The organism is Nocardioides sp. CCNWLW216, assembly GCF_037120545.1.
Classification (GTDB): Bacteria; Actinomycetota; Actinomycetes; order Propionibacteriales; family Nocardioidaceae; genus Nocardioides; species Nocardioides lianchengensis.
This window is the reverse complement of record NZ_JBBBBJ010000014.1, coordinates 60,942-76,615: the sequence shown is the minus strand read 5'-3', so window position 1 is coordinate 76,615 and position 15,674 is coordinate 60,942. Positions and strand designations below refer to the sequence as shown.

Below are 15,674 nucleotides of genomic sequence, written 5' to 3'. Positions count from 1 at the left end.
GTTCTAGAAACGAGACTCCGCATGACGATCCGCGTCGCCCAGGTCAGCACCGGCAACGCCGGCCGGCTCACGCTGCGCCAGCTCATCGCCGACGAGCGCTTCGAGCTGGTGGGCGTCTCGACGTCTACCGCCGAGAAGGTCGGCCGGGACGCGGGCGAGCTGGCCGGGGTCGAGACGGTCACCGGGATCACGGCCGTCGGGAGCCTCGACGAGCTGATCGCGGCCCGGCCCGAGTGCGTCGTCTACTGCGCGATGGGCGACACCCGCCCGGTCGAGGCGACCAACGACGTACGGCGGCTGCTGGAGGCGGGCATCGACGTGGTCGGCTCGGCGCCCGGGACGCTGCAGTACCCCTGGGGCACGATGCCCGAGAAGGTGATCGCCAAGGTCGAGGCCGCGGCGCAGGCGGGTGGCGCGAGCGTCTACGTCACCGGCGTCGATCCGGGGTTCGCCAGCGACCTGGTCCCCCTGGCCCTGGCCAGCACCTGCCAGCGTGTCGAGCAGGTCCGCTGCTATGAGCTCGCCGACTACGCGACGTACGACGGCGCCGAGGTGATGTTCGACCTGATGGGCTTCGGCAAGCCGCTGGACGAGACCCCGCTGCTGTTCCTGCCCGGCGTGCTGGCCATGGCCTGGGGCACGGCGATCCGGATGCTGGCCACCGGGCTCGGCATCGAGGTCGACGAGATCGTCGAGTTCTGGGAGGCCGAGCCGGCGCCCGAGTCCTACGACATCGCGGCCGGCCGGATCGAGGCCGGCACCATCGCAGCCCTGCACTTCTCCATCTCCGGCCTGGTCGACGGCCACCCTGCGATCGTCGTCGAGCACGTCACCCGCACCCGTGACGACCTCCGCCCCGACTGGGCCCGGCCCGCCGCGGGCGGCGGCTCCTACCGGGTCGAGATCGTCGGCGAGCCGTCGTACGTCGTCGACGTGGTCCCCAGCAGCGAGCACGGCGACCACAACCACGCGGCGATCGTCGCCGCCTGCGGCCGGATCGTGAACGCCATCCCCGACGTCCGCGCGGCCGCCCCGGGCATCCGCACCACGCTGGACCTGCCGCTGCCGACCGGCCGCGGGACCTACGCGGGTCCACCCCGGGGCTGATCCGGCAGCATCCGCCCGACCAGGCGCCGTCGTACGACGACGCCGACGTGCAGCGCGACCGTGGCGTAGAGCGCGACGTGCCCGGCGACGTGCAACGGGAGCAGGTCGTCGTCGCCGAGCACCAGCGCGATGCCGGTCGCGGGGACGACGACGAGCAGCGCCAGGAGCACCTTCTCGGTGGCGCTCACCAGGCGCCGGTCGCGCGCGTTGAGGCGAGCCGACCACGGCGGCAGCGGCGTCGTACGGCGCCAGACGAGGCGGGTCAGCGCGAGCGCGATGATTGCGAGCCCCAGCACGACGTGCAGGTCGACCAGGTCGAACGGCCCGTCGAACAGCGAGAACTCGTCGTCCCCTCCACGCCCGCGGCCGCGGCCGCTCTCCCCCGACCGACCGCGCCCGCGGCCCCGTCCGTGTCCCGACCCGTCGCCGTCCATGGCGTAGCCGACGACCACCTGGGCGACGAGCGCGAGCACGGTCAGCCAGTGCAGGGTCTTGGTGACGGCGCCGTAGCCGTGCGGTCCGTTGCGCAGGGGCACCGACCGGAGGTACCCGCCTCAGACCGGCGTGATCGGCAGGCTCAGCCGCGGCTCGAACTCGAAGGCCGCGCCGGTGCTGAACCGGACCACGGCCACCTCGCCCGGCTCCGGAGCGGGCTCGTCGCGCTCGACCACCCGCAGCGACCAGTCGCGCGCGGAGCCGCTGACCTCGACCTCCAGGCGCGGGTCGACCGCGCGGACGACCGCCTGCAGCGGCGCGAGGGAGTCGGGGCCGCAGAGGGCGATCCAGGTGCCGTCGTCGTACGCCGGCGAGTCGGTGACCTCGAGGGTGACGTCGCCGAAGGAGGCCGCGACGTACGCCGCCGGGTTGAGCAGCGGGTGCAGCGCGAGCAGCCGGAGCGCGCCCGCGGGCCCGCCCGGGAGGTCGAGCGCGCGACGGATCCGCTCGGCGGCGACGCCCGCGATGCCGACCAGCTGCTTGAGGCAGATCTCGCGCAGCTGGACGGTGTCGGCCGCGCGCTGCTCGACCGCGTGGACGAACGAGATGTTCAGCAGGTGCATCTGCAGGCAGACCTCGTCGGCGATCCGGACCAGCGCCGAGCGGGAGAAGGCCGCGAAGTCGAGATCGGCGAGGAGCGGGCCGGAGTAGTCGGCGCGGCCGTCGTCGGCGGGATCGATCGGGTCGAGGTCGACGGTGGCCGCGTGCGTGGTCTCGACGACGTAGTAGGCCGGGTGCGGCGACACCGGCGGGTGCGACTCGTCGATCACCACCGTCCAGGCGCAGTGTGGGTTCCGGTCGGCCGGGAGCCGTGGGGGGCGGTGGACCGGTCGGACCTGGGCGCGCGGGTTGGTCGCGACCGCGGTCGCGTCGAAGGTCGGGTCCTCGATGTCGTGGCACATCGAGCGGACGTAGTCGGGCCCCATCGGCTCCACGTCCATCAGGGCGCCGCAGTGGTCGAGGTGGAACTCGCCGTGCCAGCGGTCGTGGACGGCGTAGCGGAAGTCCATGAACTGCGGCGGGGCGCCGATGTCGAGCTGGAGCCCCTTGAAGATCGTGACGATGTCACCCTCGCCCGGCGGCGCCTGGTAGCCCAGCGCGCGCTGCATCCGCCGCGTGTAGATCGGGCTGGAGCCGGCCCACTCCTCGATGGCGATCTGGGCCATCTCCTCACGGCCGAACGCCGAGATGCACCAGGCCATCCCGGAGCGGTCGATGAGCTGGCCGATCAGCAGCAGCTCGGGGACGAGGACGGCGAGCTCCTCGCGGGACAGGTCGGCGTACCGGCTGGTCATGGGCCGATCGTGGGTTAGCCCGGAGGCGGTGTCAACAGCGTTGACACCGCGGCCCCGTAGAGACGCGCGACGGACGCCGCATCGGCGTCGACGACGGTCGGGTCCTCCAGGATCACCAGCGCCTCCAGCAGGCCGCCCACCTGGGCGGCGACCAGGTGGGCGCGCAGCTCCGCGTCCGGACCCTCGAGCCGCTCGGCCAGCGGCCGCGCCAGCGTGGCCTCCATCGCCGCGACCAGCTGCTCGCGCACGGCGGCGCTGTCGGTGGCCCGGATCATGGCGCGGTACGGCGTCCGCAGCACCCCCGAGAGCCGCTCGTCCAGGACCAGCGCGACCAGTCGCTCCCCCATCCCGGTGAGCGGGCCGGCCAGTGCCGGCGCGAACGGACCCTCGACGTCGACCGTCGCCAGGAACAGCTGCTCCTTGGACCCGAAGTGCCGGATCACCAGGGCCGGATCGATCCCGGCCGCGCCCGCCACCCCGCGCACCGACGTGGCGGCGTACCCCTGGGCCATGAACTGCCGGCGCGCCTCGGCGGCGATCAGCTCCCTCGTCGTCCCCACGGTCACGGGGCGAGGCTAGTGGCGCCGTGGTCGACTTGGCACGCCGTACTCCCGCCGCTCCTGGAGGTCCGATGCTCGCCCACTCCCTCGGCACCGACGCCGAGCTCCGCCCGCTCGAGCCATGGCAGGCGCCGACGTTCGCAGCCTACGTCGAGCGCCATCGCGCGCACCTGGCTCCCTGGCTCCCCTGGGGCGTGTCGATCACCGACGAGGACGCCGCCCGCGCCTTCCTGCAGCGGTACGCCGACGGCACCGCCTCCGACGGTCGCCGTACGGCTGGGCATGAAGCACGACGGCACCCTGCGCCAGGACTTCGAGCACGCCGGTCGCCGATGGGACACCGAGGTGTGGCGGTCCTCGCCGAGGAATGGGTAACGATCCACCCATGAGGACACGCACCCTGGGCAACGAGACCGTCGGCACCGTGGAGGTGGGCGCGATCGGGCTCGGCCTGATGACGTTCGACCAGACCGGGACCCAGCCCCGCGAGCAGCTGCTCGACACGATCCGTACGGCGCTCGACGCCGGCGTCACGCTCTTCGACACCGCCGACGCCTACGGTCCCGGCGAGGAGCTGGGCGAGCACGCGCAGGGGGCCAACGAACGGCTGATCGCCTCGCTCCTCGACGAGCTCGGCGTGCGGGACCGGGTCCTGCTCGCCACCAAGGGCGGGCACGTCCGCAGCGCCGGCGGCGCCTGGGCGCTGGACTCCTCGGCGGAGCACCTCCACCAGGCCGTGGACGCCAGCCGGGAGCGGCTCGGGGTCGAGCAGATCGACCTGTGGCAGCACCACCGCCCGGACCCGAAGGTCCCGTACGAGGAGGTCGTCGGCACGCTGCGCGAGATCGCCGAGTCCGGCAAGGTGCGGATGGTCGGTCTCTCCAACGCCGACCCCGCCCAGATCCGGCTCGCCCACACCGTGCTGGGCGAGCACCTGGTGAGCGTGCAGAACCAGTTCTCCCCCGCCTTCCGCACCAGCGCCCCCGAGATCGACGTCTGCGACGAGCTCGGCCTGGCCTTCCTGCCGTGGAGCCCGCTCGGCGGCCTCGGCGACGCCAAGGAGCTGGCCGAGAAGCACCCGGCCTTCGCCGAGGTCGCGGCCGCTCGCGAGGTCAGCCCGCAGCAGGTCGCGCTGGCCTGGGAGCTGGCCCAGTCACCGCAGGTGATCCCGATCCCCGGCGCCAAGCGGCCCCAGTCGATCCGCGACTCCGCCGCCGCGGCCGAGATCGACCTGACCGCCGACGAGCTGGCCCGGCTCGACGCCTCGTAGCCGGTCGGGTCGTGCTGATTGGTCACATTCAGCGACTAGGAGGGCTCTTAGTTGCCGTTTGTGACCAAGCGGCGTCTTCAGGTCAGCCGGCGGCTCACCCGCCGTCCGCGCCGAGCACCCGCAGCTGCAGCATCGCCACGAACCGGGCGTCGGGGTCGGTCAGGTTGAGCTCGCCGACCTCGGCGACCCGGCGCAGCCGGTAGCGGAACGTGTTGGGGTGGACGTACACCGTCGCCGCGGCGGCGACCACGTCGCCGAACGCGTCCAGCCAGGCCTCGAGGGTCTGGACGAGCTGGCTCTGGTGGACCCGGTCGTAGTCGATCAGCCGGGCCAGCGAGCCGGTCGGGCGGTCGCCGCGGGCGGCGACCATGTCGCGCAGGTCGGTCATCAGAGCCTCGACCTGGACGTCGGCGAGCCGGGCCACCCGGCGATCGCCGCGCCCCTCGCGAAGCACGCGGAGGGTGCGGTCGACGCCGGCCCGGGCGTCGGGGAGGGCGCCGACCTCGGCCGCGACCGGGCCGATGGCCACGACCACGGTGGCCCGGTCGCCGACCCGCTCCAGGAAGTCGCGGGCGATCCGGAGCGCGCGGTCCTCGCCGTCCGCGACGCCGCGCGGCAGCGGCACCAGTCCGTAGGTCACGTCGCCGACCAACGCGGACGCCGAGCGCGGGTGCAGCGCGCTCAGGTGCATCGCGAACGCGTCGCCCACCCGCTGCCGGTCGTGCGCGACGACGGGATCACCCCCCAGGTCGACGATCGGGTCCGCGTCGGGCGCCGCCTCCACCGACGGACGTACGACGGCCACGCCCAGCACCATCAGCGACTGCCCGCTCAGGCCCAGCCGCTCGGCCGCCTCCCGCGCGCCCGGGCCGCCCTCCAGCGCCTGGCTGAGCAGGTCGGTGCGCAGCCGCCGCTGCACGTCCGCGCCCGCGCGGACCCGCAGGAGGTGCAGTGCGACCAGCTTGGCCGCGTCGCAGAGCGCCTCGGTGCGCTCGTCGCTGAGCGGGCCGCGCACGGCGGCCCAGATGGAGCCGAGCACCTCCTCGCCGGCCCGGACCGCGACCGCCACGCGGGGCATCGAGAACGGGTCGCCGGCCTCGTTCACCGGCTCGATGTAGACCGGACGGTCGCTGCGGTGCAGCTCGCGGAAGACCCCGCGCTCCTGCAGGATCCGCGAGTAGCGCTCGGGGACCTGACGCCCCAGGATCGTCTCGACGCGCGAGGGGTCGGCCTCGTCCTGGCGGCCCGAGAAGGCCAGCACCCGCGAGCTGCGGTCCTCGATGGTGACCGGGGCGTCGAGCAGCGCGGCGACCGCGTTGGCGACCGCGAACAGGTCGCCCGACGGCAGCCCGCCGAGCGACTCCGAGTCGGCGACGGCCACGTCGCCCTCGGCGAGCAGGGAGCGCAGCATGGCGGCCAGGTGGGCCCAGGGGGCACCTCGACTCAGCCCCAGCACGGCCACTCCGGCCCGGTCGGCGGCCGCGCGCACCTCGTCGGTCACCGGCACCGGAGCGCGCAGCACCAGCCCGGCCGCGTCCTGCTCCCCCAGCGACCCCAGCAGGTCGACGACGTCCTCGGCGGCCACGCCCACCCCGAGCACCAGCGCACCGGGCGGCAACACCGGCTCGTCCGCGGGGTCGTGGATCACCACGCCCCCGATGTCGAGGTCGCGCTCGGGGACGCCGTGGACCAGGTCGAGCAGCGACGCTCCCAGGTCGTCGAGCACGCGACCGAGGCTCGCGCGGGGTCGGACAACGGGCGTGCTCATGGTGGTGGCCACCTCTGGACCGTAGGGGTCGGTACGGCGACCCTACGTCGTCCGATCCGACCGCATCCAGCGCCCGATTCGTCGGATCGGACGAACGCTCAGACCGCGACCCACGCCACGCCGGTGGTGACCTCGGCCAACGCCTCCGGGAGCGGCTCCACGCCGAGCCCCGGCCCCTGGGGCACCGCGAGGTGGCCGTCGGCGAGCACGAACGGCTCGGTGACGTCGGTGCGGTAGTAGCGGCCCGACCCGGAGGTGTCGCCCGGCATCGTGAAGCCCGGCAGCGCGGCCAGCGCCACGTTCGCCGCCCGACCGAGGCCGGTCTCCAGCATCCCGCCGCACCAGACCGGGACGCCGTGCGCGGCGCACAGGTCGTGGATCCGCCGCGCCTCCAGGTAGCCACCCACCCGCCCGGGCTTGATGTTCACCACCGAGCAGGCCCCCAGCCGCAGCGCGGCCGCGGCCGACTGGGCCGAGGTGATCGACTCGTCGAGGCAGACCGGCGTGCGGATCAGCCGGGCCAGGTCGGCGTGGCCGAGGACGTCGTCCTCCTCCAGCGGTTGCTCGATCAGCAGCAGGTCGAACGGGTCCAGCCGGGCCAGGTGCCGCGCGTCGGCGAGCGTGTACGCCGTGTTCGCGTCGACCTGGAGCAGCACGTCGTCGCCGTACCGCTCCCGGACGGCGCGCACCGGCTCGACGTCCCAGCCGGGCTCGATCTTCAGCTTGATCCGCAGGTAGCCCTCGTCGAGGTAGCCGCCGACGGCGTCGAGCAGGGCCGGGACGCTGTCCATGATCCCGACCGAGACGCCGCACGGGACCCGGTCGTGAGCCGCGCCGAGCTCCCGGGCGAACGAGCGGCCGCCGGCGCGCAGCTCCGCGTCGAGCACCCCCATCTCCAGCGCCGCCTTGGCCATCCGGTGTCCCTTGAAGGGGGCCAGCACCCGCGCCACGGCCGGTGCGTCGAGGTCCCCGGCGGCACCGAGAGCCGGGACCAGGAACCGCTGCAGCACGTCGACGGCGGCGTCGACGTACTCGGAGGAGTAGAGCGGGTCGACCATCGCGACGCACTCCCCCCAGCCCTCGCCGACGTCGGTGACGACCCGCAGGAGCAGCAGGTGCCGGGTGGTCTGGGTGCCGAAGGACGTGCGAAACGGCGCGACCAGCGGCATCGAGATCCGGCGCAGCTCCACGCCCTCGAGCTTCATCGCGTGCCCCGGACGACGTACCAGCCGGCCCGGTCGAAGCCGCTCACCCGGCCCCCGCCCGTGACCAGCGTGGTCAGCGCCTCGCGGACGGCGTTGCGCCAGGCGTGCGCGAGCCCCGGGTCCTCCGCCCGCAGCACCCCGATGTCCGCGGGTACGGCGACCAGCGAGACCGGTCCGTCGAGCGGGCCGGCGACCGGGGTCCCCGTCCGCGAGCGGCCGAGGGCGACCACGGCTCCGGCGGCCAGCTCATCGGCGACCGAGACCGGGGCGAGCCCGGGGCCGCCGGCGCAGGCGGCCACCACCGCCGGGTCGCGCAGCCGCCACCGCACCAGCAGCCGGTCGGAGTCGTCGACACCGTTGATGGTGTCGAGCATGGTGCCGTAGAAGTTCGGCAGGTACTCGACCGGCTCGGCGGCCAGCTTGGCCAGGTTGAAGTAGGCGTTCCGGCTGACCAGCGGGTCGAAGGTCCAGACGATGTCGGAGACGCCGCGCAGCATGGCCCAGGCCCGCTGGTGCAGCTTCAGCGCGAAGCCGACGTGCCGGCCGGCCAGGTCGCGGGCCACCCCGGCGATGTGGCTGTGCAGGGCGTCCTCGGACGGCGCGTGGAAGAAGCCGACGCAGGCGCCGACCAGGCGGTGGCCGTCGAAGGCGCCGCCGACGTAGTTGCCGGCCTTGGCGAAGGCGCGGAGCAACTCGACGGTCACCGGTGGGTTCGCGTCGCGGCCCCAGATGGTCGCGTAGAGCCGCACCGCGTCCTCCAGGTCCGACAGGTCGGTCAGCTCGCGGACGGCGACTCCGGCCGCGAGCGCGGCGGCGTCGGCCGCCTGCACGGCGTGGTCGAGGTCGGGGTCGACGGCGGTCAGGTTGCTCACGGTTCCCATGCTGGTCAGGTCGGGGCGCTGCGTCATGGTCGTCCCCGACCAGCCGTGGCGAGGGAGTTCGTCGGGTCGGCCAGCGGCCGGTCGAGCAGGTCGGTGACGAGCGCACGGAGCAACGTGGCCCGCGGCAGCAGGTGCTCGACGAGGACGTGCTCGCCCTCGGCGTGCGCCCCGCCACCGACCGCTCCGAGTCCGTCGAGGGTGGGGGTGCCGACCCCGGCGGTCAGGTTGCCGTCGGAGGCACCCCCGACGGCGACCGCGCTCAGCGGCTCCGGGCTCAGCGCCCGGGCCCGGGCCAGCAGCGCGGCGGACGACGCCGCCTCGAGCGGCGGGCGGTTGGGTCCGCCGGCGACCTCGACGACCGCGCCGTCCAGGGTCGGTCGCAGCGCCCGCAGGGCGGCGTCGACCCGCTCCTGCTCGGCCCGCGTGCGGACCCGCACGTCGACGGCGAAGGAGCCCGCCGCCGGCACGGTGTTGGTCGTCGTCCCCGCGGCCAGCAGGGTCGGCGTGACCGTCGTGCCCAGCGCGGGATCGGCCAGCGCGCTGACCGCGAGGGCCTGGTGGGCCAGCTCGAGGGTCGCGTTGACGCCCCGCTCGGGCTCCAGGCCGGCGTGCGCGGCGCGACCGGTCACGCGGACGTCGTACAGGGAGACGCCCTTGCGCTCGGTCTTCAGCGCGCCGCCGTCGGCCGAGGCCTCCAGCACCAGCGCGGCCTCGTGGGCGCGGGCCTCGTCCTCGACCAGTCCGCGCGAGGACGGCGAGCCGAGCTCCTCGTCACCGGTGACCAGCAGCGTCACGCCGTCGAGGCCGGGCAGGGCGTGGAAGGCCAGGGCCAGGCCGGCCAGCATGTCGAAGCAGCCGGGACCGCGCAGCACTCCGTCCACCACCGAGTACGGCGTCCGCTGCAGCGTCCCGATCGGCCAGACCGTGTCGTGGTGGCCGACGACCAGCACCCGGTGCGGGCCGGCGCCGAGTCGCCAGCGCAGGTGGGTGCGACCATCGACGACCAGCGTCTCCGGGGCGACCCCGAGCCGCGTGGTGCCGAGGCCCGCGACGACCGCCGCCGAGCGGGCGACCGCGGCCAGGTCCGACGAGGGCGCCTCGCACTCGATCATCGTGCGCAGGTCGTCGAGGAGCAGGTCGAGGTCCATCAGTCGACCCGCGGGGTCGCCCGCACGCCGAAGTGCAGGTAGCGCTCCCCGGTCGGCAGGTCGTAGAAGGTCACCGGCGCCCAGGTCTCCACGCCCTCCGGCCGGACGGCGAACAGGCCGGGCCCGACCGGGACCAGCGGGTGCTCCTCGACCGGGTCCGGGACCATCTCGGCGATCGGACCGAGCAGCGTGGTCCGCAGGGTCGGCCCCTCGGCCAGCACCTCCATCCGCACCGACGCGCGGGCGTAGGTGCCGACGTACGGCGTGACGTCGACGTCGACCGGCGCCGCGGGCGGGGCGAACGCCGCGGGGATCTCGACGTCGGCCAGCTCGGCGAACAGCTCGCGGTAGAGATCCTCGTAGAGGTCGCGGGTGTGCCCGCCGTTGGTCAGCAGCGCGACCGCGAGCCCGGCCTCGGGCAGGACGCGCAGGAACGCGGCCTGGCCGATGGTGTTGCCGTCGTGGCCGATCACCCGGCGCCCGCCGTCCTCGCCCCAGCCGAAGCGGATCCAGCCCAGGCCCCAGGAGTCGCCGAGGATGTACTTGTCCGGCAGGTCGGCCTGGTGCTCGGCCATCTGCGCGGCGGCGGACTCGCTCAGCAGCCGGGTCCCGTCGGCAGCCAGCCCGCCGGTGAGGTGCAGCCGGGCGAAGCCGAGCAGGTCGGTGACGGTGGACGTGATCAGCCCGGCCGGGCCGAGCGAGCGGGGCAGCTGCCAGATCGGCGCGGTGACCGGGACGCCGTCCTGGTCCTCGTGCCCCGCGGCGGCGCCGTACAGCAGCGCCTCCTCGGGGAGGGTGACGGTGCTGCTCAGGCCGAGCGGGGTGAAGAGCCGCTCGCGCATCGCGGCGTCCCAGGTGAGCCCGGTGACCTTCTCGATCAGCCGGCCCATCAGCGAGTAGCCCGAGTTGCAATAGGACCAGGTCGCGCCGAGCGGGTGGTTCTGGGCGGCGTCGGCGAGCAGGTCGACGTACTTCTCGAGGCAGTCGTCGCCGCGACCGGTGTCGGTGAACACGTCGCCGTCGATGCCGCTGGTGTGGGTGAGCAGGTGGCGCAGGGTCACCCTCTTGGTCACGTCGGGGTCGGCGAGGCGCAGCTCGGGCAGCACCTCGACGATCGGCCCGTCGAGCTCCAGCAGCCCCTCGTCGACCAGCTGCATCGCCACCGTGGCGGTCCAGACCTTGGAGATCGAGCCGATCTGGAACAGCGACTCGTCGGTCGTCGGGACGCCGGTCCGCGTGTTCAGGACGCCGTACGACGAGGTCGCCAGCTCGTCGTCGCCGTCGGGCGTGAGCCGCAGGATGCCCAGCTGCGCGCCGGGCACGCCGTGCCGCTCGGCGAGCTGCGCCAGCCGGCGCTGCCAGCGGGCGATGTCGACGCGCGGCCGGCCGGCCCGCAGCGTGTGCTGCTCGACCCAGTCGACGACCCGGCGGCCGTAGTCGATCCGCTGCGACGGCGGCCCGAGGAGGACGAACGCGTGCGCGGCGCCGGGGTAGAGCACCAGCTCGGTCGGCACGCCCCGCTCGCGCAGCGAGGTGAACCACTGCTGGGCCTGGCCGACCGCGCAGGTCCGGTCCTCGCCACCGTGCAGCACCAGGGTGGGCGTGCTGAGCCCGGCGACATGGGTGAGCGGCGACATCGCGGCGTACCGCTCGGGCTGCTCCCAGGGGGTGCCGCCCAGCTCGAAGCTGCTCAGGCAGGTGCCGTCGTCGCAGGTGCCGTACATGCTCACCAGGTCGCTGACCACGCCGCCGGCGACCGCCGCCTTGAACCGGTGGTCGCGGCCGGTCAGCCAGCAGGTCATGAAGCCGCCGTAGCTGTAGCCGGTGATCGCCAGCCGCTCCGGGTCGGCCAGCCCCTCGGCCACCAGCGCGTCGACCGGCTCCAGGAAGTCGTTCGCGTCGGCGACCCCCCAGGCGCCGTGGACCGCGTCGTAGAACGCCTCGCCGTACCCGTCGCTCCCCCGCGGGTTGACCAGGAGCACCGTCCAGCCGCGCGCGGCCAGCTCCTGGTGGTAGGGGTGCATCTCGTCGGCCGCGCCGTTCCAGGCGTTGTGCGGGCCGCCGTGCACGTCGACCAGCAGCGGCCGCGGCCCGCGCAGCGCCGGGTCGCGGACCAGCCAGGCCTGCACCTCGGTGCCGTCGCCGATGGCGAACGTGCGCTCCTCGCGCACGAACAGCTCGACATCGCCGAGCGCGGCGCCGTGGTCGGTCAGCACCGTCTCGGTCCCGGTGGCCAGGTCGACCGCCACGATCTCGCCGTACGACGTGGGGGTGGCCAGCGCGACCACCGCCGTGTCGCCGACCACCGACAGCCCCGACACGACCCGACCGGTCCCGCCGACCACGGGCCCCTCGTCGGCGCCGACCGCCCACAGGTGGGTGCAGCCGCGGTCGCGCAGGGCGAGCAGCACCCGGCCGTCGGCGAGCTCGACCGGCAAGGCTCCGGGGTACGCCGGGCCGCCGGGCATCACGTTGCGGTCCAGGTGGCCGGCCAGGTCGACCAGCGGCCCGCCGTCCAGCGGCACGCGGAGCAGGTGCTGGTGGCCCACCGGGTCGCCCGGGAAGCCGACCACCAGGAGGCTGGCGCCGTCGGGTGCGAAGGAGACCGTGCCGGCGACGCCGTCGGCCAGGGCGACGATCCGCGGCCGCGCTTTCGGGTCCTCGAGGTCGAGCAGGTGCACGGCGGACCGGAAGGTCAGGTCGGTGTCGGCGCCGACGCCGCGGGTGAAGGCCAGGGTCGTGCCGTCGGGCGAGAACGCGGGCGAGCCGACGTGCTCGGGGCCGTCGGTCAGCTGGCGCACGGCGCCGGTGCCGAGGTCGACCAGGTGCAGCTGGCGTCGTACCGGGCCGACGAGGCCGGCGCCGTCGGACTGGTAGTCCAGCCGGGTCGTCACGAGCGGACCGGTGCCGTCGGTGGGGTCGACCGGCGCCAGGAGCGCCAGCCGGTCCCCGGCGGGCGACCAGACCGGCGCGCCCGCGCCCAGCGGCAGCTCGGTGACCCGTTCGGGCTCGCCACCGCCGGTGTGGAGGAGGTGGACCTGGCCGGCGCGCAGGAAGGCCAGCCGGGTGCCGTCGGGTGACCAGGCGGGCGCCGAGTCCTCGGGACCGGCGGTCAGCGGTCGCGGGGTCCCGCCGGGCAGGTCGACGCTCCAGAGCCGGTCGACGCTGCGGTCGGCCGCGGCGTCCAGGGTGCGGAGCACGTAGACGGCCCGCGAGCCGTCCGGCGCCAGCGCCGGCTGCGAGGGGACGGCGAGGTCGGTCAGGTCGTCGAGGCGCATGCGTGAGGTCATGAGGTGCTCCTTCTCCCGGGTACGGCGGCCAGCAGCGCGCGCGTGTAGTCGTGGTCGGGCTGGGCCAGCACCCGGTCGGTCGGGCCCTGTTCGACGATCCGGCCCTGGTGCATCACGGCGACGTGCGACGCGACGTACCGGACCACGGCGAGGTTGTGCGAGATGAACAGCATCGAGAGACCGAGCTCGGCCTGGAGCTCGCGCACCAGGTTGAGCACGGCGCCCTGGATCGAGACGTCGAGCGCGGAGGTGATCTCGTCGGCGACGACCACTTCGGGCCGGCCGGCGAGCGCCCGGGCCAGGGCGACCCGCTGCCGCTGGCCGCCGGAGAGCCGGGCGGGGAGCGCCGCCGAGCGGCCGGGGTCGAGCTGGACCAGCTCCAGCAGCCGCTCGACCTCGGCCCGCCGCTCGGCCCGGGAGCTGCCCCGCGGGATCGCCTCGGCGATGCTCTCGCCGATGGACATCCGCGGGTCGAGGGAGGAGTAGGGGTCCTGGAAGACCATCTGGAGCGGCCGGTGCCGACCGCGGGTGGGCACCGGCTCGCCGCCGAGCAGGATCGACCCGCCGTGCACCGGCGCCAGCCCGACCGCGGCCCGGGCCAGCGTCGACTTGCCCGACCCGGACTCCCCTACCAGGCCGACGACCTGACCGGAGCGCACGGTGAGGCTGACCCCGTCGACCGCGGTCGTGGCGCCGTATCGCACGGTCACGTCGTCGAACCGCAGGCTGGTCACGACGCCTCCACCTCCGCCAGCGAGCCGAGCTCGTCGATCCCCAGCTCCAGGGCCTCGTCGGCGTGCCAGCAGGCCACCCGACGGCCGGCCGCGTCGGTCTCCAGCGGCGGGTCCTGCTCGCGGCAGCGCGCGGTGGCCAGCGGGCAGCGGGCGGCGTACGCGCAGCCGACGGGGACGTCGGCCGGGTCCACCGGCCGGCCCGGGATGACGGCGAGCGGCTGGTCCAGGTCCGTCTCCATGTCCGGTACGGCGGCCGCCAGCGCTCGCGTGTAGGGGTGCCGGGCGGCGGTGTGCAGGTCGGCGGCGGGCAGGTCCTCGACGATCCGGCCGGCGTACATGACCAGCACCCGGTCGCACACCTGCGCGACGACCGCCACGTCGTGGCTGATCAGCACCAGCGCGACGTCGTCCTGCTCCCGGATCGCCGCGAGCAGGTCGAGGACCTGCTGCTGGACGGTGACGTCGAGCGCCGTGGTCGGCTCGTCGGCCACGACCAGGGCCGGGGAGCCCATCAGGCCCATCCCGATCATCGCCCGCTGGCGCATCCCGCCCGAGAACTCGTGCGGGTACTGGCGGGCGCGGCGCTCCGGGTCGGAGATCCGCACCGCCCTCAGCCGGTCCACGGCCCGGCCCAGCGCGGCGCGCCGGTCCAGCCCGTGGTGGTGGCGCGAGACCTCGGCCAGCTGCCCGCCGATGCGCCGCGTGGGGTTGAACGACGTCATCGGGTCCTGGAAGACCATGGCCAGCGAGGTGCCGAGGAGCCGTCGCTGCGCCCGGGTGTCCGGCCCGCGCAGGTCGTGTCCGAGCAGCTCCAGCCGGTCCGCGTCGACCCGACCCGTCTCGGCCACCAGCCGGCTGACGGCCAGCGCCGTCAGGGACTTGCCCGAGCCGGACTCCCCCACGATGCCGACCGCCTCGCCCCGTCGTACGGCGAAGGTGACGCCGCGGACCGGGCGGATCGGACCGGTCGGCCCGGGGAAGGTGACCTCGAGCTCACGGACGTCGAGGACCAGGTCGGAGCTCTCGTGGCCGGCTCCCTCCGCCACCGGCTCGGCCGGCGCGACCCGGGCGACGGCCGGGAGCGCGGGGATCCCGCCCACCACGCCGACGCCGAGCGCCTTGGCCGCCGACTCGCCGAGCAGGTTGAGCGCCAGGCCCGCGAGCAGCACCGCCGCTCCGGGGGCCAGCGCGGCGGCCGGGTTCACGTAGATCGACGTGATGCCGTCGAAGAGCAGCCGGCCCCAGTCGTACGACGGCTGCTGGACGCCGAGGCCCAGGAAGGACAGGCCGGCGAAGGAGAGCAGAGCGCCGCCGGCGCCGATGGTGGCGTTGATGACCAGGGGCTCGGCGATGTTCGGCAGCACGTGCCGCAGCAGGATCCGGACCCGGCCGACGCCGGCGACGCGGGCCGCCGCGACGTAGTCGCGCGCCTCGACGCCGGCCACCAGCGTCTGGGTCAGCCGGCCGAACATCGGGGCGCCGGCGATGCCGATCGCGAGCACCGCCCCGGTGGCACCGACGCCGAACACGACCGCGAAGAACAGTGCGAGCAGGATCCCCGGGAAGGCCACGGCGATGTTGATGCCGGCCGTGACCAGTCGTCCGGACCGGCGACCGAGCAGGAACGACGCGGTGCCGAGCACCAGACCGACGGCGACGGCGATGGCGGTCGCGGCCAGGGCCAGCTCGACCGAGAGCCGGGTGGCCACCAGGGTCCGGAAGAAGATGTCGCGGCCCAGGTTGTCGGTGCCGGCCCAGTGCTCGGCCGACGGGCCGGAGAGGATGTCGTCGGTGTCGACCGCGTCCGCGTCGCCGGTCCAGAGCATCGGAGCGACGACGGCCAGCACCAGCACGGCCAGGGTGAGGATCGTCGCGGTCAGCCCCAGCGGGGTGCGGAGCACGGACTTCCAGCGCTGCACGG

At 74.7% G+C, this 15,674-nt stretch carries 12 protein-coding genes; 2 read left to right on the top strand and 10 right to left on the bottom strand.

Annotation, left to right across the window (positions count from 1 at the left end):
* The first annotated feature begins 21 nt into the window (after window positions 1-21).
* Entirely contained in the window at window positions 22-1,107 is a 1,086-nt protein-coding gene (locus tag V7S47_RS23790; RefSeq protein WP_336563909.1) for an NAD(P)H-dependent amine dehydrogenase family protein, read from the top strand.
* On the opposite strand, the gene V7S47_RS23785 is transcribed toward V7S47_RS23790, so the two are convergent.
* From V7S47_RS23785 to V7S47_RS23775, 3 genes are read right to left on the bottom strand one after another with little or no spacing between them, the layout of a single operon-like run.
* Window positions 1,083-1,643 (bottom strand): cytochrome b/b6 domain-containing protein, encoded by a 561-nt coding sequence (locus V7S47_RS23785; protein WP_336563908.1) that lies wholly within the window; start codon window positions 1,641-1,643, stop codon window positions 1,083-1,085. The genes V7S47_RS23790 and V7S47_RS23785 overlap by 25 nt on opposite strands.
* 18 nt (window positions 1,644-1,661) lie before the next feature.
* Entirely contained in the window at window positions 1,662-2,897 is a 1,236-nt protein-coding gene (locus V7S47_RS23780) for a hypothetical protein (RefSeq protein ID WP_336563907.1), read from the bottom strand.
* Between the two features lie 14 nt (window positions 2,898-2,911).
* Window positions 2,912-3,463 (bottom strand): TetR/AcrR family transcriptional regulator, encoded by a 552-nt coding sequence (locus tag V7S47_RS23775; protein WP_336563906.1) that lies wholly within the window; start codon window positions 3,461-3,463, stop codon window positions 2,912-2,914.
* 379 nt (window positions 3,464-3,842) lie between these two features.
* Here V7S47_RS23775 and V7S47_RS23770 point away from each other — a divergent pair, with 379 nt between their 5' ends.
* Window positions 3,843-4,727 (top strand): aldo/keto reductase, encoded by an 885-nt coding sequence (locus tag V7S47_RS23770; RefSeq protein WP_336563905.1) that lies wholly within the window; start codon window positions 3,843-3,845, stop codon window positions 4,725-4,727.
* 94 nt (window positions 4,728-4,821) lie between these two features.
* On the opposite strand, the gene V7S47_RS23765 is transcribed toward V7S47_RS23770, so the two are convergent.
* The 7 genes from V7S47_RS23765 to V7S47_RS23735 all read right to left on the bottom strand — a co-directional run bounded on the left by V7S47_RS23765 (window position 4,822) and on the right by V7S47_RS23735 (window position 15,672).
* Window positions 4,822-6,507, bottom strand: coding sequence for a PucR family transcriptional regulator (locus V7S47_RS23765; protein WP_336563904.1), 1,686 nt, complete (start codon window positions 6,505-6,507; stop codon window positions 4,822-4,824).
* Window positions 6,508-6,593: 86 nt separating this feature from the next.
* A complete protein-coding gene (menC, locus tag V7S47_RS23760; protein WP_336563903.1) occupies window positions 6,594-7,700 on the bottom strand; it encodes an o-succinylbenzoate synthase in 1,107 nt (368 codons plus the stop codon).
* On the bottom strand, window positions 7,697-8,581 hold the full coding sequence (locus V7S47_RS23755) for a GNAT family N-acetyltransferase (RefSeq protein WP_442945377.1): 885 nt from the start codon (window positions 8,579-8,581) through the stop codon (window positions 7,697-7,699). Before V7S47_RS23755 ends, menC begins: the two co-directional genes overlap by 4 nt.
* Before the next feature lie 23 nt (window positions 8,582-8,604).
* On the bottom strand, window positions 8,605-9,729 hold the full coding sequence (locus tag V7S47_RS23750) for a M20/M25/M40 family metallo-hydrolase (RefSeq protein WP_336563901.1): 1,125 nt from the start codon (window positions 9,727-9,729) through the stop codon (window positions 8,605-8,607).
* Complete coding sequence (locus V7S47_RS23745) at window positions 9,729-13,019, bottom strand: serine hydrolase (protein WP_336563900.1); 3,291 nt, start codon at window positions 13,017-13,019, stop codon at window positions 9,729-9,731. The genes V7S47_RS23750 and V7S47_RS23745 overlap by 1 nt, the downstream gene beginning before the upstream one ends.
* Window positions 13,016-13,753: an ABC transporter ATP-binding protein gene (locus V7S47_RS23740; protein ID WP_336563899.1), complete on the bottom strand. Its 738-nt coding sequence runs from the start codon at window positions 13,751-13,753 to the stop codon at window positions 13,016-13,018. The genes V7S47_RS23745 and V7S47_RS23740 overlap by 4 nt, the downstream gene beginning before the upstream one ends.
* Window positions 13,750-15,672 carry a dipeptide/oligopeptide/nickel ABC transporter permease/ATP-binding protein gene (locus V7S47_RS23735; RefSeq protein WP_336563898.1) on the bottom strand — a complete coding sequence of 641 codons (1,923 nt, stop codon included), beginning with the start codon at window positions 15,670-15,672 and terminating at the stop codon, window positions 13,750-13,752. The genes V7S47_RS23740 and V7S47_RS23735 overlap by 4 nt, the downstream gene beginning before the upstream one ends.
* Window positions 15,673-15,674 lie beyond the last annotated feature (2 nt).

What these genes read in the sequence shown, in the direction of transcription:
- V7S47_RS23750 (WP_336563901.1), bottom strand. Translation starts at nt 9,729, where the DNA reads ATGGACCTCGACCTGCTCCTCGACGACCTGCGCACGATGATCGAGTGC.
- V7S47_RS23780 (WP_336563907.1), bottom strand. Translation starts at nt 2,897, where the DNA reads ATGACCAGCCGGTACGCCGACCTGTCCCGCGAGGAGCTCGCCGTCCTC.
- V7S47_RS23755 (WP_442945377.1), bottom strand. Translation starts at nt 8,581, where the DNA reads ATGGGAACCGTGAGCAACCTGACCGCCGTCGACCCCGACCTCGACCAC.
- V7S47_RS23770 (WP_336563905.1), top strand. Translation starts at nt 3,843, where the DNA reads ATGAGGACACGCACCCTGGGCAACGAGACCGTCGGCACCGTGGAGGTG.
- menC (WP_336563903.1), bottom strand. Translation starts at nt 7,700, where the DNA reads ATGAAGCTCGAGGGCGTGGAGCTGCGCCGGATCTCGATGCCGCTGGTC.
- V7S47_RS23745 (WP_336563900.1), bottom strand. Translation starts at nt 13,019, where the DNA reads ATGACCTCACGCATGCGCCTCGACGACCTGACCGACCTCGCCGTCCCC.
- V7S47_RS23790 (WP_336563909.1), top strand. Translation starts at nt 22, where the DNA reads ATGACGATCCGCGTCGCCCAGGTCAGCACCGGCAACGCCGGCCGGCTC.